Origin of the sequence: Halomonas sp. A020, from assembly GCF_027943625.1 — a bacterium.
Lineage (GTDB): Bacteria > Pseudomonadota > Gammaproteobacteria > Pseudomonadales > Halomonadaceae > Vreelandella > Vreelandella piezotolerans.
The window spans coordinates 2,479,896-2,496,527 of record NZ_AP022850.1 but is presented as its reverse complement, the minus strand read 5'-3'; the positions used below and the strand labels follow the sequence as shown (position 1 = coordinate 2,496,527).

Here is a 16,632-nt window from a genome sequence, read left to right as displayed (position 1 = left end):
AATCGTTCATTTATAAAAAACATTTACTATCAATAAGTTACTCAAAAATTACCTTTTACATCACCTTATATTACCTTTTAGAGGTAATAAAAAACCAAAATAAAATCAGCTGCTTGCGATTAAAAAAGAGACAGATCACCCAGGTTACCTTTTTCCGATCTCCCCATGCTTTTATGCCCCACTCCCTTCACGAAGCCACACCATGCTCTGTTTGAAGGAATTCGCATGATTCCGCATGGAAATGGGCGTACGGAATTTGGCCGCAGGCCCTAGTAAAGGCGCGGTTTAGCGGCATGTGCATGGGTGCATAAAAATACACAGGTTTAGCGCGCAGGCGGGGCGGGGAGTCGACGGCGCGCCAGAGGGAGCAGTGGATGGTAAGCTATTTAAATTGCATCACCACAAATCAGGCTGAGCTCTGGGTAAAATTAGTAGGGATATTCACCATCAGAACATCGAAGTCTAGGAGTGAAAATGGAAGCAAATCTAACTCATCTGATTGCGTTAGTTGTAGGTGGGACCATGCTCTGTACAATCATTTTTTATCTCATGAAATGCAGAGGGGACCTTGGGCGTGCTGTCATATTTATAATCGCTATTCTCTGTATGGTCATGGGAGCATTCGGGCAGTTTCTATTCGAGGATCTATCCTCGACATACCAAATTATGCATGATGCAAATAAAATAGATGCTGAGCTGTTCAGCAAACTAGCCAGCGACGCAAAGTTGTGGTCACAAATTTTAGGTACGACTTTTATCGGCTTAGGAGTGGGTCTTCTAGTGGCATATCTATCTCATAAACCTGTCAAAAGCTAAAAAAGAAACCGCCCTCATCAGGGCGGTTTGGTTAATGCCTTCGATACCAGCCTAGCGATTGCTGATAATCAGCTCCCCCCGCGGCTCTGTCGCCTTCTGTCCTACAGTGTATCGAATTTGCGTAGTGTGGTGCGTTAAGCCCTGAAAGGCGTCTCGCATTTCTGGCGTGTCGTTGACGCTGATCACGAACTGCCCCTGACCTGTTCGGGCAAGGTCGCCCATACGGTAGTACTCCTCCAGCGGAAAGTCGCAACCGTAGCCGGCGGTTCCCCAGTAAGGCGGGTCGAGGTAGAACAGCGTGCCTTCCCGATCGTAACGCTTGATGCACTCTGCCCAGTCCAGGTGCTCGACCACTGTACGTGCCAAGCGTAAGTGCGCAGCGCTGAGATCTTCCTCAATTCGCAGCAGGTTCATTCGTGGTGGGGAAACGGCAGAGGTGCCAAACGTCTGGCCACTCACCTTGCCGCCGAAGGCCAGCTTTTGCAGGTAGAAGAAACGTGCCGCCCGCTGGATATCCGTCAGGTGGCGAGGGTCGATCTCGCGTTGCGTGAGGTACTCTTCACGGCTGATCAGCCCCCAGCGGAACTGTTTCACCAGCTCATCCGGGTGGTGCTTCACTACGCGGTAGAGGTTGACCAGCTCCCCGTGGGCGTCGTTGATGACTTCCACTTTGCTGGGGGCTTTCATAAAGAAGAGCGCAGCACCGCCGCAGAAGGGCTCCACATAGGCGGTGTGCGGTTTGAAAAGCGGTAGGATCTGTTTAGCCAAGCGGCGCTTGCCGCCCATCCAGGGCAAAATCGGTCGATTCATCATCCATGATACCTGTTCAAATATACAGTATTGATATACAGTAGTGGGTATCGCTTGCGGGGCCGGGACGCCTCCACTGCTTTCAGGGATGAAACGAGCGATATGCGCCTGGTCATGCCAGGCGCTTTTTTATTATGGGTCTAGCGAATACTCCCGAAACCGAATCACCTCCCCCCCCAGCACGTCGTTGATCTCACTGAACACCGCCTGCACCGGCTCAAGCTCATTGGTGACGAACACCTTGGCGGCTTTCTCCACGTCACCGAAACCGCCCGTATTGTTGGGGATGATGCCCATGAGCTGCGGGGGAATACGGTGGCCGGCGAGCTGGTCGTCGCGGGTGATGTTCTTGATCGCGGCGAAGTCGTCCTTGGCGGCCACCTCAGAGATCGGGATGATCTGGATACCGTCTTTTTTGCCGTTGGGGCTGTACAGGAACAGGTTGCGGAAGTTGCCCACGCCCTTCGACTCCTTCAGCGCGGTGCGCATGGCGTCGATGTCTTCCTGGTTGTGGGCAGCGTCGGAAACGTACATTACGAACCCCGCGTGGGAGCCGTTCAGGTAGTACTTACGCCGAAACAGCGTGGCGTTCTCATTCAGGAAGATCGACTGCAGCGCGCCCAGGTAATCCGGCACGCCGTACACCTCTTGGTTAATATCCGGCTCTAACAGGTGGATGATGCTGCCCTCGTCAAACTCGCTGCGCTCCGACCAGTTGGGCACCCAGAAGTAACGTTTGAGATCTACCCCACGGCGAACGTACTTCGCCCGCGCGGGCTTCAATGCCAGCAGCCTTCCCAAGCGGCCGAAGATCCGCTCCAGGTAGCAGTTGCCAAATACCAGATAGTCGGTGGCCAGCGCGCTAAATGCTTGGCGGCTTAACAGCGGGTGGGGAATAAACGAGCGCACCAGGATATTGCGCTTCACCTGAATGGCCGAGCCATGGTGCGCCGTGGCCCGGTAGGTTTGGGCCAGCGCGGGAAAATCCACCGGCGGCTCGTACCACTCGTTGCCCAGCATCCAGCAGCCGGTATAGAAAAAATCGTACCCATCAATCACCGGCGTCGGCTCGCCGAAGCTAAACGCCTCCGCTTTGGCAGGCGCGGCGGTGGTGTCGGTGTCTTTCACGTAAGCGGGCACGCGCACCCGTGGCTTTTCTGCCGCGTCGCTCATCCGTACATCTCCATTAGGGAACGGCCAGTGCCATGGTCGGCGGGGCCATCAAGAGGCTCATTGTGTAAGGCGTGCATGGTCGCCCACGCCAGGTCAGCGTGGCCGGTTTGGTTGTTGCGCCCTGCGGTGTAGGTCATCTGGCGGCCGGAGGCGGTCAGCTCCCGGCGGATCGCCATAAACGACTGGGCGAGATCCACCCAGCCAGCATCGAATTCAAGACGCCCCTTATTGATGATCTGCTGCGCCTGCATCACCAGGCGCGACTTCATTTCCGGGGTATAGCGGTAACGGGTGACGGTGGGGAAGAACTTCGCCACCAGTTGGGCCACGGCTTCACCGAGGCCCGAGGTATCAATGCCGATAAACGTCACGTTATAGCGGCGGGTCACGCTGCGGATAAACTCCGCCTGGGCTTCATAGTCGCGCCCTTTGAGACGATGGCGTTCCAGAATGCGGTGCTTACTATCGGCAGTTTTCGGCGGTGCGACCACCACCAAACCGGCACCATCGCCATCCTCACCATCCCCCGCCGGGTCGTAACCAATCCATACTGGAAATTCGCCATACGGCCGAGGCGCGAAGGGTTTCAGATCCCGCCAAGCATCCCAGCTATCCACCATGCAGCGCTGCATCATCGCCAGCGGGAAGGCGCTCTGCGTATCGTCCACGAACTCGCACATCAGCAGGTTCGCAAACTCGTCATCCGAGTATTCGAGGCGCAGTTGGTCGATGTCGAATAGGTCACAGCCCCCGGCAATCGCATCCTCGATGGTCACGATCTGCCGCCACTGGCCATCTGGCCCCCGCGCCCCGTTTTTCAGCGCCGCGTGGCTGACATCGATCTTCACCCGGTCGGCTTTCTTCTGGCGTTTGTTGAACCGGTCACCGGTCCAGAACGGGTAAGCTTCGTGGGCCACGGAAGATGGCGTGCTGAAGTAGGTCTGCTTCCACTTCTTGTGCATGGCCATGCCCGACGTCACCTTACGGAACGTCTCGAAGCCATGAATCCAGAAGTATTCGTCTAGGTAGGTATCGCCGTGGTAGCCCTGGGCGGTTTTGGCGTTGGTACCCAGAAAGTGCAGCTCTGCGCCATTGGCGAGAATGATCGGGTCGCCCTTGAGTTCCACCCCGGTCACTTCCTTCACGAACTGCACGATGTAGTGGCGGAAGATATGCGCCTGGGCCTTACTCGCGCTCATGAAGATTTTGTTCTTACCGGTCTCCATGGCATCGGCAATCGCCTCCCGGGCGAAGTACCACGTCGCGCCAATCTGGCGGCTTTTGAGCAGGTTACGAATGCGCTCATGCTGCCCCGCCCGGTACCAGCCCCGCTGGTAATCAAACAGCGAGGCCTCGAACGCCTCAACAATCTGAATCACCCCTTCATCACCCACATCGTTCCGGGCAGGCTTCTTCTTCGGCCCCTCGTTGCGGCGCTCGATGTTGGGGTTCAGGTCGGCTTCCTTCCCGCTGCCCTGGTACTTATGCACCCGGGCAAGCCGCTCGATCTGGCGGCCCAGCAGGTCGATCTCCTTAAAATCCTTGCCCTCTTTCTGCTCCTTCCAAATCAGTTGCACCAGGCGCGCTTCCAGCGCCCCTTCGACCCGCTGCGTGGGCGTGGCCTCGTCCCAGGCGTCGCGCTTTTTCCAGCTATCAATCGTTGCCCGCGGCAACTCCAAGAATTCGGCAATGCGCGCAATCCGCCACCCCATCCAATAGAGATGGCGGGCAGAAAGGCGGTGCTGGTCGTCGTCAATCGGGGCTTGGGCTGTCATGCCGCCAGCGTACCCGCGCAGGCACAGTCACGATTGCCCCGCCCGATGTAAGTCACGCCACTTACACCCAGCCCTCATTGAGCCAAGGCCCCACTGCGGGGAACCTGACCGCAGCCAAACGCCCACCCACTCACCGAGGCCCGACCATGCCCTGGCACCGTATCGCAAAAGAAGGCGCAACCACCGATGGCCGCACCATCAGCGCCGAATGGCTCACCCAAATGGCCGCCAACTTCGACCCCGCCAACTACGGCTGCCGGGTCAATATGGAACACATCAAAGGCCTGCTGCCGGATGGCCCCTTCAAAGCCTACGGCGACGTGACCGCGCTCAAAACCGAGGCAGACGACGACGGCAAGCTCGGCCTTTATGCCGAGATCGACCCCACCGACGAACTCAAGGCCATGGTCGAAAAACGCCAGAAGGTCTACACCTCCATGGAAATCGACCTCGACTTTGCCGACACCGGCGAAGCCTACCTGGTCGGGCTGGCGGTCACCGATTCCCCCGCCTCCCTCGGCACCTCCATGCTCAAGTTCAGCGCTTCTGAGGGCAAAAACTCCCCGCTGGCCGCCCGCAAACAGCGCCCGGAGAACCTCTTCTCCGAAGCGCTGGAAACCGACCTCTCCTTTAGCGAAGCGCCGCACGAGCAAGGCCCTTCGCTTGCCGAACGCGTCAAAGCGCTGTTCAAAAAGCAGGATGCGAAAAGCGCCGCCGGTTTCGAGGCCTTCCGCAGCGAGCTGGAAGAGACCCTCGGCCTGTTCGTGGAAAAACACCAGGCACTCAGCGACGCCCTGAAAAAGCGCCCCACGCAAGCCGCCTTCAACGAGCTCAAAAGCGACTACGAGACCCTGAAAAAAGAGTTCGACGCGCTCTACACCAAGCTCGACAGCACCCCCAACCGCCCGGCCCGCACGCCCGCCACCGGCGGCGACACCGACATCGAAACCGACTGCTAAGAGACGCCCACGCCCATGCGCAACGAGACCCGCAAGCACTTCAACAACTTCGCCGCCAAAGTGGCGAAGCTCAACGGCGTCCCCGACGCCACCCAAAAATTCGCCGTCGACCCCACCATTCAGCAGCGGCTGGAAAAGCGCATTCAGGAATCCAGCGACTTCCTCTCGCGCATCAACATGGTCGGCGTCGATGAGCTGAAAGGCGAAAAGCTCGCCCTCGGCGTTACCGGCCCCATCGCCGCCCGCACCAACGTCGCCAACCAGGACCGCAAAACCCGTGACCTCACCACGCTGGACGCCCAGGGCTACGAGTGCCGAATGACCGAATTCGACACCCACCTGGGTTACGCCAAGCTGGATGCCTGGGCCAAGTTCCCCAACTTCCAGTCCATGGTGCGCGATGTCATCGTTCGCCAGCAGGCGCTGGACCGCATGATGATCGGCTTCAACGGCACCTCCGCCGCCGCGCAAACCGACCCGGTCGCCAACCCCTACCTGCAAGACGTCAACATCGGCTGGCTGCAGCAGTACCGCACCCACGCACCTCAGCGAGTGATGAAGGACGGCAAAACCAACGGCAAGATTCTCATCGATCCCACTGCCGAGAAAAATACGGAAGGCAAATTGACTGGCGGCATTCTAGGCGACTACGCCTCGCTGGACGCCCTGGTATACGACGTCATCAGTAGCCTCATCGCGCCCTGGTTCCGCCGCCTGCCGGGGCTAGTGGTCATCCTCGGCCGCAACCTGATGTCGGATAAATACTTCCCGCTGCTCAACCAGCTACCGCCCAGCGAGCAGCTCGCCGCCGATCTGGTCATCAGTCAAAAGCGTATTGGCGGGCTGCAAGGTATGGATGTGCCTTTCTTCCCCGAAAACGCGCTGATGGTCACCACCCTGGATAACCTCTCGGTCTACTGGCAGAACGGTGCCCGCCGCCGCTTCGTCACCGAAAACCCCAAGCGCAACCGTATCGAGAACTACGAGTCCTCCAACGACGCCTACGTGGTGGAAGAGTTCGGCGCGGGCTGTCTGGTGGAAAATATCGAACTCTCTGAAGCTGCTCGAAACGGCATCAAGGAGTAGTGATGACCAGCCCAGCCCGCCGCCACTTTGAACGCGTCAGCGCCGCCCTCGCCGCCGCTGACGCGGGAGAAGCCCCCATGCAGGGCGAAGCGTATGAGCTGATGCAAGCCGCGCTGTTTGAAGACTATCGCCTGCTCAAATCCACCCAATCCATGGAGCGCAAAGCCGAAATCAAGCGCGAGATCCTGCCCAAGTACGCCGAGTACGTGTCCGGAGTGCTGGAAGCGGGCCAGGGCGCGCAAGACGACGTGCTGATGCGCGTGATGCTCTGGCGTATTGATGCCGGTGACCTCGCTGGGGCCATAGCCATCGCCAAGTACGCCACCAAGCACGGCCTTACCCCGCCGGATCAATTCGAGCGTGGCACCGCCGCCATCATCGCCGAAGAGGTCGCCGACCAGGCACTGAAGCAGCTGGATGAAGAAGGCGCAGACACCACCGCCCTGCTGGTTCACCTGGTGGATGTGGAAGCGCTCACCCGCGATGCGGATATGCACGACCAGATCCGCGCCAAGCTGCACAAAGCGCTGGGCTACACCTGCCGAGCCACCGGCCAGCTAGACGACGCCCAGCACCACCTGGAACGCGCCCTCGCGCTCAACGACCGCATTGGCGTGAAGAAAGACCTCGAACGCCTGGAACGAGAACGCAAACAGAACGCTGCCGCTACGCCCACGGGCTAGCGGCCAACCGAGTCGACCGCCGACGTCAGGGGGCGCGACGTAAGAGCCAGGCGTTTTAACGCCCACGCTCGAACGCCGCCCACCCCCTTCTTATTCAAGTGAGGGAACCGATGAGCAGCTTTATCTCGGCAGGCACACCCAAAAGCGGCACCCACACCACCGAGCAGCCGCTCGACAGCCCGCTCGAAAACAACGGCTTCTGGCCGGACATCCAGCCCAGCGATTTTCGCGCCACCCACCGGCTGGACAGCACCATCACCCAGCCGCGCATCGAAAGCGCCCTGAAGGCCGCCATGATCACGGTCAACCGCGTGCTGCGCCATTGGCAGCAGGCCAAGGTCGAAGCGGGCTACCCCACCATGGCCTCGCTGCCCATTCCCGTGTGGCAGTCGCCGGAAGTGTTCAACGTGCTCTACCTGCGCGCCGTGTACTCCACCGCCCACGCCAGTCTGCTGGAGCACTACGCCGATTATGACGCCACCAATAGCGCCCGGGAGCGCGGTGAACAGCTCCAAGCCCCCGCCGATGGCTACCGCCGCGACGCCGCCTGGGCGATCAGCGAGATCGAAGGGCGGCCACATAGCACGGTCGAGCTGATATGACCCTCGCTCCATCCAACACCGTGCGCGCCCAGCAGCACGACACCCTGGATGCCATTTGCTACCGCGTCTACGGCACCACCCGAGGCGTCACCGAGCAAGTGCTAGCCGCCAACCCCGGGCTGGCAGAACAGGGGCCGGTGCTGCCCCACGGCACGCCGGTCACCCTGCCTGCCATTCCCCAGGCCACCCAACGCGCCCCCACGGTGAACCTGTGGGATTAACGTTCTAAATCGCCGAGGCCCGTATGAGCCACCACTTTGAAATCACCACCGAAAGCGCCAAAGCCGCGCCCCCGGCCATCGTCTCGCTGCTGCACGTCGGCGGCATGACGCCCGCCGATTGGGTCACGGTGCTAACGCTGCTCTACTTGGCGCTACAAATCGGGCTGCTGATTCCCCGCTACCTCACCCGCTTACGTGACTATTGGGAGAACCGCCGTGGGTCTTAAAACCAAGCTCGGCGTCAGCCTGGCCGCCGGGGCCATCAGTATCGCCACCGCCGTGGTGTCGTTCTACGAAGGGTACGAGCCCACCGCCTACCGCGACCCCGTAGGCATCCCGACCATCTGCTATGGCCACACGGAAACCGCCCGCCTGGGGCAAACGCTCAGCCAGGCAGAATGCACCGCCCTGCTGCAGCAGGATCTCGGCGAGGCCTTCGTGGTGGTGGATCGCCGCGCCCAGATCGAGCTACCAGAACCCACCCGCGCTGCGCTGGCCTCGTTTGTTTACAACGTCGGGGCTGGCAACTTCGCCCGCTCCACCCTGCTGCGCAAACTCAACCGGGGCGACCTGCACGGTGCCTGCCATGAGCTCAGCCGCTGGGTTTACGCCGGGGGAAAACGGCTCAACGGGCTGGTTAGCCGCCGTGCCACTGAGAAAGAGATCTGCTTGGCAGGCTTAGCACAGGAGGCCACGCCATGACCCGCCTACTCGCCGCCCTTGCCATTTTGGTGCTCGTGCTGCTGATCACCTGGGCGCTGTGGCAGCGCACCCACGCCGCCGAAGCCCGCGCCGAACTGGCCGAACAGCAGCTCTCTCACTCACAGCAGCGGGAAGCAGAAAGCAAGGTGGTCATCGATGCGCTCTGGGAAAACGCCATGCGCCTAGAAAGCCAGCGGCGTGCCCTCGCTCAGCAGCAGGCCACACTCACCCGCACAGCGGCCAACCGCCTGGCCACCATTGAGGAGCTACACCGTGACAATGCAGAACTTCGCGCTTGGGCCGGCTCTCGCCTGCCTGATGCTGTTATCCGGATGCGCCGCCGCCCCGCCGTCACCGGTGCCGACGCTTATCATCAATCAGTGCGCGACCCCCAGCCCCTGCACGCTCCCCGCGAGTAACCCCGAAACCAACGGCGAGCTAGACCTGCAGCTAGAACGCACCGAAGCCGCCTGGGCACAGTGCGCCGCCGAAGTCGATGCCGTCATCGCCTGCCAAGAGGCCCACCATGCAGAAGCTCCACCTGCTACGCGCTCACCTGGTTAACGCGGTACCCGCCCTGGCGAAAGACCCCGAACGGCTGCTCACCTTCGTGGAAGAAGGCAGCATCGCCTTTCGCCGTGGCCCCAACCTTACCCACGAATACCAGTTCACCGCCCAACTCGTGCTCACCGACTTCAGCGCGAACCTGGACACCATCATCGTGCCGCTGCTGCAGTGGCTAGCCGAGTACCAGCCCGACGCCGACCCCTTTGATGCCATCCGCTTTGAAGCCGAGATCCTCAGTCATCAATCGGTGGATGTCGCCCTGCGGGTAACGCTCAGCGAACGGGTGCTCGCCAAGGTGGAATGCGCGACTGGGCACATTAAGGTCGACCGCGCCCTGCCACGATTCGAGACCACCGGCTGCCCGGATACCCGCTGGCAGCTACTGATCCGCGATAGCGACGCCCAGGAGGAGTACACCCTGGTAGCCGAATGGGACGGCCCGAATGCCGGATAACATGGAAGCGTTGGAGGAGTGGGTCGGCCCGCTGCTCGCCAAGCTGGACGACCAACAGCGCCGCGCCCTGGCCCGCAACGTGGCGCGGGATCTTCGCCGCCGCCAACGCGAACGCATCCGCGCCCAAACCAACCCGGATGGCACGCCCTACGCCCCGCGTAAGGAACAGCGCCTGCGCGCCCAGCAAGGCAGCATCAAACGGCGCGCCATGTTCAGCAAACTCTCCACTGCCAAATGGCTCAAGGCCACCGCCCAAGGCGACACCGCCGTGGTGGGTTTCTTCGGCAGCGTCGCCCGCATCGCCGCCACCCACCAGCGCGGCCTCAAAGATCGCGTCACCCGCGACGGCCCCCGCGTGAAGTACGCCCAGCGGGAGCTGCTCGGTTTCACCGCGCTGGATCAAGAGCACATTATGGATTCTGTGCTCAAGCACCTCAGCCCCGGCTAAGCGGCTCGGTGTAAACCGCCCCATTCACACCCGCCGCCGCTTCGCCTTCGCCAAACGCCGCCGCAGGATAGCGGCTATGAACATTCCCGAACTCCTCCGCCTGCTGCACAACCTGATCCGCCTCGGCACCATCGCCGAGGTGGACCACCGCGCTGCCCGCGTGCGCGTTAAAACCGGCGAGCTGTTAACCGACTGGCTGCCCTGGCTGGAAGGCCGCGCAGGCACCACGCGGGATTGGGACCCGCCTACGAAAGGCGAGCAAGTCATCCTCTTTTCACCCGGCGGCGACCCCGCCGCCGGTGTGGTGCTGTGCGGACTGTGCTCAAACGCGCACCCCGCCCCGGCGGAGGTCGCCACGCTGTGGCGCAGAATCTTCCCCGATGAGGGGCTATTCGAGTACGACCACGCCAACAGCGTGCTGCGCATCCGCCTGCCCGGTGCCATCGAAATCAGCGCGCCCGGCGGCACCACCTGGCAAGGCAACATCCAGCACACCGGCGAGCTGAACCGGAAAGGCGGCTACAGCCAGCAAGGCGGCGGGCTAAGTCACAACGGCAAAAACGTGGGGCACGACCACGCCCATAGCGGCATCCAGCCCGGCCCCGCCAACACCCAGGGGCCAATCTAATGGCAGGCATGAACGCACACACCGGCCGCCAGTTGGATTCGCTGGCCCATATCCAGCAATCGGTGGCAGACATTCTCACCACGCCCATCGGCTCCCGCGTGATGCGTAGGGAGTACGGCTCGCTGCTGCCGGAACTGATCGACCAGCCCTTGAACGGCCCCACCGCCCTGCGTGCCTACGCCGCCACGGTGGTGGCCTTAATGAAGTGGGAACCGCGTATTCGCGTGCAACAAGTCACCCGGCAGGTCTCCACCCAGCGCCCTGGTCGTTTCGATCTGATCATCACCGCTCAGCGCGTGGATAACGGCGAGCGCGTCAGCCTAGACGTGCCGCTCAGGGGGAATCTATGAACAATGCCATCGACCTCTCCCAGCTTCCCGCGCCAAACGTCATCGAGCCGCTGGACTATGAAACGATCCTGGCCGAGCGCAAGGCGCGGCTGATCGCGCTGCATCCCGAAGAGGAGCGGGAAGCCGTGGCCGAGCTGCTCGCGCTGGAATCCGAACCCACGGTCAAGCTGCTGCAGGAGAACGCCTACCGCGAGCTGCTACTACGCCAGCGCATCAATGAAGCGGCCCGCGCGGTGATGATCGCCTTCGCCAACGATGAGGACCTCGACCAGCTCGGGGCCAACCTTAACGTGAAACGCCTAGTGCTGGACGCAGGCGACCCCACCGCCATTCCGCCGGTACGTCCCACCCTGGAAAAAAACCGCGACTACCGCGCCCGTATTCAGCTCGCCTTTGAAGGGTTATCGGTGGCGGGGCCAAGTGGGGCGTATGAGTACCAGGCCATTAGCGCCCACCCCAGCGTGCTGGATGTTTCAGTCGCCAGCCCGGAACCCGTGGAGGTCGTGCTTACCATTCTCTCCCGGGAAGCCGGTGGCCAGCCCAGCCAAGCGGTGCTAGAGGCAGTGCGCAAGAGCGTGGATGAACGCCGCCCACTGACGGATCGCGTTACCGTGCAAGCGGCCACCCTGCTGCCGTTCAGCATCACGGCGGTGTTGGCCCTGCGCATCGGCCCCGATCCCGCCGTGATTCGTGAGCAGGCCCGGCAACAGCTAGCAGCATACGTGGAAGCCCGCCATCGGCTAGGGGCGTGGATCACCCGTTCAGGCGTTCACGCCGCCCTCACCGTGGAAGGCGTCGAGCGCATCACGTTGGAAGGCTTTAGCGAGATTATCGCCGCCCAGCACCATGCGCCGCACTGCACCGGCATCACCCTGCACACGGAGGGCGTATGACCGACCTACTGCCCCCCAACCGCACCGCGCTTGAATCGCGCCTGGCCGCCTCGCACCCGCTCGCGCTGCCGGTACCGCTGCGCACGCTCTGGAACCCGGCCACCTGCCCGGCGCACTGCCTGCCGTTTCTGGCCTGGGCGTTTTCGGTCGACCAGTGGCACGAGTCCTGGCCGGAGAGCGTCAAGCGCCGCGTGATCGCCAACAGTGCAGAGCTTCACCGCATCAAAGGCACCCGCCCAGCGGTCGAGCTCGCCATGGAATCCCTCGGGGTAGAAGTCGAACTCACCGAGTGGTTCGAGGCCACGCCCCACCTGCCACGGGGCACCTTCCGCGCCGTGCTCTACGTGAACGAAAACCTCACGCCCGAAGCGCCGGCGCTGCTCAGCGACACGCTCTACACCCAGCTACGCCAGGCCATCGACAACGCCAAGAACCAGCGCAGCCACTACACCTTCCAGGTGGGTGCCCGCTACGCAGCGGGCATGGGGGCCGCCAGCGCCGTGAAAAGCGCCGCCGTTCGGCGCGACACCGCCAACGCCATCACGCCCCCGCTGAATGCCCAAAGCTCCCTCGGCGCGGCAGCCGTGCAGCGCACGGCGGCAGTCTCCCGCTGGGCGGCCACCGCCACCCAATCTCCCACGTTATCCACCCCGCTTGCCGTGGCCTGCACCTTCCGCGCCACGGCGGTGGCCCGTTATCCCATGGAGGCCCCCGCATGACGGCCCTTGTTCCCACGCTCACCCTCGCCGGGCTAAACGCCGTGTTTAATGCCCAAGGCGATGGCCTGCAAGCCCGCATTACCCACCTCGTGCTGGGTGATCAGGGGCGCACGCCTAGCCCATCGCACACCTCACTCGGCAACCAGCGCCGCCGTATTCCTATTGCCGATGGCGAAAAGACCGCCGACCGGCAGCTCCACGTCACCGGCGTGGTGGATGGCGATGGCCCGGAGTTCTGGGTGCGGGAAGTGGGCTTTGAATTGGAAGACGGCACGCTGCTGGCGATCTGGTCCAGCACCCAGCCGCTGGCCTACGTCTCCAATAACGTGCCGCTGCTGCTGGCGTTCGATCTACGCCTGGAGGCGCTACCGGCGGATGCCGTCACGGTCGTCACCACCGGGGCCAACCTGTCGCTGGCCGCCTGGGGCGAGCAGTACCTCGCCAATGCGGCGGCCATCGTCGACAACATGGCCCGCCAGGTGGATCTCCTCTACCGCGTTCAAGCCCTAGAGAAACGCCCATGAGCACCCAAGCTCCCACACTCTCAATGATCGCGGGCACTACCTACCGCTTTAGCGCGACCTGGGCCAGCGACGACGCCCACGCCACGCCGATCAACCTCACCGGCTGCGAGGCGATGTTCGCGGTGGTCAGTTACCAGGGAGAAACGCTGCTCACCTGCGAGACGGGTAACGGCATCGACCTGGAGCCAGAAGACGGTGGCATCCACCTGCACCTTCGCCCCGAGCAAACCGCTGGCCCCGTGGCCCCGCACTGGGCAGGTGCCCGTTACGAGCTGCGCATCACCTTTCCCAACGGCGATGTGTTCAGCCTGCTGCAAGGGCGCTTTCAGCTACAGCCGGGGGTGATTCATGGCTAACGCCACGCGCCTCACCATCACCATGCCCGCCCGCAGCGTCACCGTGCGCCTACCCGCATCGTCGCGCTTTCAGGTAATTAGCCACGGCCTGCAGGGGCCGCCCGGCACGCTCTCGGCGGAGATCCTGCAGCAGGTCAGCGAGGCCCGCCACGCCACCCAACAGCTCGGCAGCATGATGGCCGCGCTCACACAGGAATTCACCTACTACGGCGGCAGCATCAGCGCCCAGGAGGACGACACCCCATGAGTTTTGACGACAACCTCGCCGCGCTTCGCCAAGCCGTGACCCACACACTCGGGGTGATCGACGGCAAGCTGCGCAACAAAGCCAATAAAGCCGACGTGATGACGCCGGAACAGGTCGACCAGCGCATTCAAACGCTGATCGGGGCCGCGCCCGAAACCCTCGACACCCTGGCCGAGATCGCCGAAGCGCTGGGCAACAACCCCAACTTCGCCGCCACCATCACCGAGCAGCTCGGCACCAAGGCCACCAAAACCCAACACGCCGCGCTTGAGGCTGAACTCAGCGAGGCCCTCACCGCGCTCACCGACGCCTTCACCCAAGGCGCGGCCAACATCCAAAACGCCACCCAGGAGACACCATGAGCTTAGAAAGCCAAGTCGCCGCGCTCGTCAGCGCCGCCAATAGCCTCACCAGTCAAGTGGCTGGGAAGATGAGCCAGATTGACCAGAAGGTGGATCAGGCCACCCAAGCAGTGCCTGAGGCGGTGAAGAAACTGTCGCAACAGACCTTTTACGTCGATGCTGAATACGGCGATGACAACCATACGGGTACCAAAGAAACCGAACCACTAAAGACCATCAAAGGGATTGGAAAGCACGCGGCTAGCGGTGCAGAAATAGTGATATATCTAAAGGCCGGACAAACCCATGAAGTTAACGGGTTTGGTTTCTACATCTCCACCGGGATGATTGGCTTCTACGCATGGGGCGACTATGCAAACCTTGGTAAGCCAGAGATTAAATTTTCCCCTGCATATGACCAAGCCAATAACTACTACAGTGGTTATGTAGCTGGATTATCCACTGGAAACATACTGACTCGCTTCTGTGACTTAACGGTAGACTTTGACGCTTCAAAAGGAACGTTAGGTACGCAAACCTCTTTTTGGGCCTACTCCAATAGCGCCATTTCAATAATCATGCACGCTGCGGCGATCACGCTTAGAAACGCACCTTTAATAGCGGCCTACAGTGGTTACACAGGGCGTGACCTCTATTTATCGCTGTGCAGTATCGAGGTCATTGAGAATGTGTCGGGGCATGCACATCTTGTCAAAAACCGCAATGGCACACACCACACCCTCAAACTGGACGTTTACGCCACTAACCTAATAGGCAGTATCACTTGGCGGGATTTAATCAACATCTATCCAGACAACCGAAACATATTAACGAACCTCGACCTAACAGATATTTAAGGAGCCTATAGCATGATAATTAGCTCTGTATCTCATAACGGCAACTCGTACTGGAATGTGGACTCTGCGACAACCACACTACCAACCGATGTCATACTGCACGCAGGCCAGCAAAAGCTAAACCAGCACATCGACACCGCCGCCGGCAACGCCCGTGCCGCGTTTGTCAGCCCAGGCAGCTATATCGATCAGGAGTATCTGCTCGCTAAGCAAGAGGCGCAGGCCTGGCTAGACAGCGGCAAAGATGCCAACGCCATCCCCTCCAGCGTCAGCGACCACATGGCCATGTTTGAAGTAGGTGCCGAAACCGCCGCCACCGAGATCGTCGCCACCGCCGAGGCATGGGAAACCGCCTTGCGCGAGATCCGCCAACTACGGCTCGGCGGCAAAGCGTCGGTACGCCAAGCGGAGACGATCGAAGCGGCAGAGGCAGCTGCTAAGGAAGCGATTGAGCAGTTGAATCGGTATCGGCCGCCGGAGGGCTGACCAATCACACTGAAATAAGAAGCCCGCCGATTGGCGGGCTATCTAAGACTTAATAACTCACCATGCAATATTACCAGCACTTTCTCTTACTTGCTCTCCAAGCCCAAACCATAACCATTCCTCACCTGCCTGTCGCAATTCAAATCTTAGATACTCACTAGCTTTTTTCATAAAATCAATATCACCAACACCCACCTTATAAGAGCAATAGCACCTCACAAAAACCCAAACGTCTTTGTCCATGCCAATGCCTTTTTTCATATTGCTATCAAAAATATAATAGATATTAGAATCAGCCCCTATCAGTTCAAAAGCCATTAAGCATATATCATCAATCTCAGAAAAATAATCTCTAACAAAAAAATCTACATCATTTGGGTTTATTACTTCACTCTTGATGGCATTAGTCAGCGTGCTAGGATATGCCAGCACCTGGCTATAGTTCATACGTTGAAAAAGCTGGGCACAATTCCAGACTTCAACATGCTCATTGCTAGAAAAGTTCGGAAAGTCTCTCTGACTTCTATTGGATAAAGAGTTTACCACTAACGGCAGTACGTTCAAGCTTGCTTCATATGCACGTTCTACAATTCTTTTGTCAGTCGCCATATCAAGTTGCCGTTTCGCTATAGCCAGCTGTTCCTCCTGGCTATCTATCAACTTTTGCTGTTGTTTTAGAGTAATTATAAAAGCTGCCAAAGTAGCTACTACTGCCGCCACCCCAACTGTACCCGATAGGTATGTCGCAAAATCTGCCCAGTTCCCAGTATCGGATGAGATAGGCAACTCTTTAAAATTCCATACGTATGCACCTATAGCAACCATCGCAATCATTACTACTGCAATGGCAAGTACCCAATAGCCATGGTCTTTAATCCAACAAAAAAACTTAGCAGCACTTAAGTTAATTGCCACAACCACCCCCATGAGGAATT

The 16,632-nt window shown here is 60.2% G+C and carries 26 protein-coding genes; 21 read left to right on the top strand and 5 right to left on the bottom strand.

Annotation, left to right across the window (positions count from 1 at the left end; genetic code table 11):
* Positions 1-474: 474 nt before the first annotated feature.
* On the top strand, positions 475-816 hold the full coding sequence (locus FRH_RS11680) for a hypothetical protein (protein ID WP_281996915.1): 342 nt from the start codon (positions 475-477) through the stop codon (positions 814-816).
* A gap of 51 nt (positions 817-867) precedes the next feature.
* On the opposite strand, the gene FRH_RS11675 is transcribed toward FRH_RS11680, so the two are convergent.
* From FRH_RS11675 to FRH_RS11665, 3 genes are all read right to left on the bottom strand, one after another.
* Positions 868-1,629: a DNA adenine methylase gene (locus tag FRH_RS11675; RefSeq protein WP_281996914.1), complete on the bottom strand. Its 762-nt coding sequence runs from the start codon at positions 1,627-1,629 to the stop codon at positions 868-870.
* A gap of 129 nt (positions 1,630-1,758) precedes the next feature.
* Complete coding sequence (locus tag FRH_RS11670) at positions 1,759-2,799, bottom strand: phage portal protein (protein ID WP_281996913.1); 1,041 nt, start codon at positions 2,797-2,799, stop codon at positions 1,759-1,761.
* A complete protein-coding gene (locus FRH_RS11665) occupies positions 2,796-4,574 on the bottom strand; it encodes a terminase family protein (protein ID WP_281996912.1) in 1,779 nt (592 codons plus the stop codon). Before FRH_RS11665 ends, FRH_RS11670 begins: the two co-directional genes overlap by 4 nt.
* Before the next feature lie 146 nt (positions 4,575-4,720).
* Between FRH_RS11665 and FRH_RS11660 the strand changes: the two genes are divergently transcribed.
* The 10 genes from FRH_RS11660 (at position 4,721) to FRH_RS11615 (ending at position 10,296) form a co-directional block, all read left to right on the top strand.
* Positions 4,721-5,533 carry a GPO family capsid scaffolding protein gene (locus FRH_RS11660; protein WP_281996911.1) on the top strand — a complete coding sequence of 271 codons (813 nt, stop codon included), beginning with the start codon at positions 4,721-4,723 and terminating at the stop codon, positions 5,531-5,533.
* Positions 5,534-5,548: 15 nt separating this feature from the next.
* Entirely contained in the window at positions 5,549-6,619 is a 1,071-nt protein-coding gene (locus FRH_RS11655) for a phage major capsid protein, P2 family (protein WP_281996910.1), read from the top strand.
* Between the two features lie 2 nt (positions 6,620-6,621).
* Positions 6,622-7,302: a phage terminase small subunit gene (gene gpM / locus FRH_RS11650; RefSeq protein WP_281996909.1), complete on the top strand. Its 681-nt coding sequence runs from the start codon at positions 6,622-6,624 to the stop codon at positions 7,300-7,302.
* Between the two features lie 110 nt (positions 7,303-7,412).
* Entirely contained in the window at positions 7,413-7,904 is a 492-nt protein-coding gene (locus FRH_RS11645; protein WP_281996908.1) for a head completion/stabilization protein, read from the top strand.
* Positions 7,901-8,125: a tail protein X gene (locus tag FRH_RS11640; protein ID WP_281996907.1), complete on the top strand. Its 225-nt coding sequence runs from the start codon at positions 7,901-7,903 to the stop codon at positions 8,123-8,125. The genes FRH_RS11645 and FRH_RS11640 overlap by 4 nt, the downstream gene beginning before the upstream one ends.
* A 23-nt stretch (positions 8,126-8,148) precedes the next feature.
* Positions 8,149-8,352, top strand: coding sequence for a hypothetical protein (locus FRH_RS11635; RefSeq protein ID WP_044627847.1), 204 nt, complete (start codon positions 8,149-8,151; stop codon positions 8,350-8,352).
* Entirely contained in the window at positions 8,342-8,827 is a 486-nt protein-coding gene (locus FRH_RS11630) for a lysozyme (RefSeq protein ID WP_281996906.1), read from the top strand. Before FRH_RS11635 ends, FRH_RS11630 begins: the two co-directional genes overlap by 11 nt.
* A complete protein-coding gene (gene lysB, locus FRH_RS11625; RefSeq protein WP_281996905.1) occupies positions 8,824-9,246 on the top strand; it encodes an Rz-like lysis system protein LysB in 423 nt (140 codons plus the stop codon). Before FRH_RS11630 ends, lysB begins: the two co-directional genes overlap by 4 nt.
* A 107-nt stretch (positions 9,247-9,353) precedes the next feature.
* Positions 9,354-9,848, top strand: a complete 495-nt coding sequence (locus FRH_RS11620; RefSeq protein ID WP_281996904.1) for a phage tail protein — start codon at positions 9,354-9,356, stop codon at positions 9,846-9,848.
* A complete protein-coding gene (locus FRH_RS11615; RefSeq protein ID WP_281996903.1) occupies positions 9,838-10,296 on the top strand; it encodes a phage virion morphogenesis protein in 459 nt (152 codons plus the stop codon). Before FRH_RS11620 ends, FRH_RS11615 begins: the two co-directional genes overlap by 11 nt.
* Here the strand turns inward: FRH_RS11615 and FRH_RS11610 are convergent.
* A complete protein-coding gene (locus FRH_RS11610) occupies positions 10,283-10,444 on the bottom strand; it encodes a hypothetical protein (RefSeq protein ID WP_281998185.1) in 162 nt (53 codons plus the stop codon). The genes FRH_RS11615 and FRH_RS11610 overlap by 14 nt on opposite strands.
* Here FRH_RS11610 and FRH_RS11605 point away from each other — a divergent pair.
* From FRH_RS11605 to FRH_RS11560, 10 genes are read left to right on the top strand one after another with little or no spacing between them, the layout of a single operon-like run.
* Positions 10,373-10,924 carry a phage baseplate assembly protein V gene (locus tag FRH_RS11605; protein ID WP_281996902.1) on the top strand — a complete coding sequence of 184 codons (552 nt, stop codon included), beginning with the start codon at positions 10,373-10,375 and terminating at the stop codon, positions 10,922-10,924. The genes FRH_RS11610 and FRH_RS11605 overlap by 72 nt on opposite strands.
* Positions 10,924-11,274: a GPW/gp25 family protein gene (locus tag FRH_RS11600; protein ID WP_281996901.1), complete on the top strand. Its 351-nt coding sequence runs from the start codon at positions 10,924-10,926 to the stop codon at positions 11,272-11,274. Before FRH_RS11605 ends, FRH_RS11600 begins: the two co-directional genes overlap by 1 nt.
* Positions 11,271-12,167, top strand: a complete 897-nt coding sequence (locus FRH_RS11595) for a baseplate J/gp47 family protein (protein ID WP_281996900.1) — start codon at positions 11,271-11,273, stop codon at positions 12,165-12,167. The genes FRH_RS11600 and FRH_RS11595 overlap by 4 nt, the downstream gene beginning before the upstream one ends.
* Positions 12,164-12,886, top strand: coding sequence for a phage tail protein I (locus FRH_RS11590; protein WP_281996899.1), 723 nt, complete (start codon positions 12,164-12,166; stop codon positions 12,884-12,886). The genes FRH_RS11595 and FRH_RS11590 overlap by 4 nt, the downstream gene beginning before the upstream one ends.
* On the top strand, positions 12,883-13,410 hold the full coding sequence (locus FRH_RS11585) for a phage tail protein (protein WP_281996898.1): 528 nt from the start codon (positions 12,883-12,885) through the stop codon (positions 13,408-13,410). Before FRH_RS11590 ends, FRH_RS11585 begins: the two co-directional genes overlap by 4 nt.
* Complete coding sequence (locus FRH_RS11580; RefSeq protein ID WP_139525413.1) at positions 13,407-13,766, top strand: hypothetical protein; 360 nt, start codon at positions 13,407-13,409, stop codon at positions 13,764-13,766. The genes FRH_RS11585 and FRH_RS11580 overlap by 4 nt, the downstream gene beginning before the upstream one ends.
* The gene (locus FRH_RS11575) at positions 13,759-14,013 is read left to right on the top strand and encodes a hypothetical protein (protein WP_281996897.1); all 255 of its coding nucleotides are present in this window, start codon (positions 13,759-13,761) and stop codon (positions 14,011-14,013) included. Before FRH_RS11580 ends, FRH_RS11575 begins: the two co-directional genes overlap by 8 nt.
* Positions 14,010-14,375 (top strand): hypothetical protein, encoded by a 366-nt coding sequence (locus FRH_RS11570; RefSeq protein ID WP_193460735.1) that lies wholly within the window; start codon positions 14,010-14,012, stop codon positions 14,373-14,375. Before FRH_RS11575 ends, FRH_RS11570 begins: the two co-directional genes overlap by 4 nt.
* Complete coding sequence (locus FRH_RS11565) at positions 14,372-15,211, top strand: hypothetical protein (protein ID WP_281996896.1); 840 nt, start codon at positions 14,372-14,374, stop codon at positions 15,209-15,211. Before FRH_RS11570 ends, FRH_RS11565 begins: the two co-directional genes overlap by 4 nt.
* 12 nt (positions 15,212-15,223) lie before the next feature.
* Positions 15,224-15,697, top strand: coding sequence for a hypothetical protein (locus tag FRH_RS11560; RefSeq protein ID WP_281996895.1), 474 nt, complete (start codon positions 15,224-15,226; stop codon positions 15,695-15,697).
* A gap of 57 nt (positions 15,698-15,754) precedes the next feature.
* Here FRH_RS11560 and FRH_RS11555 read toward each other — a convergent pair whose 3' ends face one another.
* Entirely contained in the window at positions 15,755-16,612 is an 858-nt protein-coding gene (locus FRH_RS11555) for a hypothetical protein (RefSeq protein ID WP_281996894.1), read from the bottom strand.
* Positions 16,613-16,632: the final 20 nt, after the last annotated feature.

What these genes read in the sequence shown, in the direction of transcription:
- FRH_RS11565 (WP_281996896.1), top strand. Translation starts at nt 14,372, where the DNA reads ATGAGCTTAGAAAGCCAAGTCGCCGCGCTCGTCAGCGCCGCCAATAGC.
- FRH_RS11560 (WP_281996895.1), top strand. Translation starts at nt 15,224, where the DNA reads ATGATAATTAGCTCTGTATCTCATAACGGCAACTCGTACTGGAATGTG.
- FRH_RS11595 (WP_281996900.1), top strand. Translation starts at nt 11,271, where the DNA reads ATGAACAATGCCATCGACCTCTCCCAGCTTCCCGCGCCAAACGTCATC.
- FRH_RS11580 (WP_139525413.1), top strand. Translation starts at nt 13,407, where the DNA reads ATGAGCACCCAAGCTCCCACACTCTCAATGATCGCGGGCACTACCTAC.
- FRH_RS11680 (WP_281996915.1), top strand. Translation starts at nt 475, where the DNA reads ATGGAAGCAAATCTAACTCATCTGATTGCGTTAGTTGTAGGTGGGACC.
- FRH_RS11635 (WP_044627847.1), top strand. Translation starts at nt 8,149, where the DNA reads ATGAGCCACCACTTTGAAATCACCACCGAAAGCGCCAAAGCCGCGCCC.
- FRH_RS11640 (WP_281996907.1), top strand. Translation starts at nt 7,901, where the DNA reads ATGACCCTCGCTCCATCCAACACCGTGCGCGCCCAGCAGCACGACACC.
- FRH_RS11675 (WP_281996914.1), bottom strand. Translation starts at nt 1,629, where the DNA reads ATGATGAATCGACCGATTTTGCCCTGGATGGGCGGCAAGCGCCGCTTG.
- FRH_RS11605 (WP_281996902.1), top strand. Translation starts at nt 10,373, where the DNA reads ATGAACATTCCCGAACTCCTCCGCCTGCTGCACAACCTGATCCGCCTC.
- FRH_RS11660 (WP_281996911.1), top strand. Translation starts at nt 4,721, where the DNA reads ATGCCCTGGCACCGTATCGCAAAAGAAGGCGCAACCACCGATGGCCGC.
- FRH_RS11615 (WP_281996903.1), top strand. Translation starts at nt 9,838, where the DNA reads ATGCCGGATAACATGGAAGCGTTGGAGGAGTGGGTCGGCCCGCTGCTC.
- FRH_RS11665 (WP_281996912.1), bottom strand. Translation starts at nt 4,574, where the DNA reads ATGACAGCCCAAGCCCCGATTGACGACGACCAGCACCGCCTTTCTGCC.
- FRH_RS11590 (WP_281996899.1), top strand. Translation starts at nt 12,164, where the DNA reads ATGACCGACCTACTGCCCCCCAACCGCACCGCGCTTGAATCGCGCCTG.
- FRH_RS11645 (WP_281996908.1), top strand. Translation starts at nt 7,413, where the DNA reads ATGAGCAGCTTTATCTCGGCAGGCACACCCAAAAGCGGCACCCACACC.
- FRH_RS11570 (WP_193460735.1), top strand. Translation starts at nt 14,010, where the DNA reads ATGAGTTTTGACGACAACCTCGCCGCGCTTCGCCAAGCCGTGACCCAC.
- FRH_RS11585 (WP_281996898.1), top strand. Translation starts at nt 12,883, where the DNA reads ATGACGGCCCTTGTTCCCACGCTCACCCTCGCCGGGCTAAACGCCGTG.
- gpM (WP_281996909.1), top strand. Translation starts at nt 6,622, where the DNA reads ATGACCAGCCCAGCCCGCCGCCACTTTGAACGCGTCAGCGCCGCCCTC.
- FRH_RS11655 (WP_281996910.1), top strand. Translation starts at nt 5,549, where the DNA reads ATGCGCAACGAGACCCGCAAGCACTTCAACAACTTCGCCGCCAAAGTG.
- lysB (WP_281996905.1), top strand. Translation starts at nt 8,824, where the DNA reads ATGACCCGCCTACTCGCCGCCCTTGCCATTTTGGTGCTCGTGCTGCTG.
- FRH_RS11620 (WP_281996904.1), top strand. Translation starts at nt 9,354, where the DNA reads ATGCAGAAGCTCCACCTGCTACGCGCTCACCTGGTTAACGCGGTACCC.
- FRH_RS11600 (WP_281996901.1), top strand. Translation starts at nt 10,924, where the DNA reads ATGGCAGGCATGAACGCACACACCGGCCGCCAGTTGGATTCGCTGGCC.
- FRH_RS11670 (WP_281996913.1), bottom strand. Translation starts at nt 2,799, where the DNA reads ATGAGCGACGCGGCAGAAAAGCCACGGGTGCGCGTGCCCGCTTACGTG.
- FRH_RS11575 (WP_281996897.1), top strand. Translation starts at nt 13,759, where the DNA reads ATGGCTAACGCCACGCGCCTCACCATCACCATGCCCGCCCGCAGCGTC.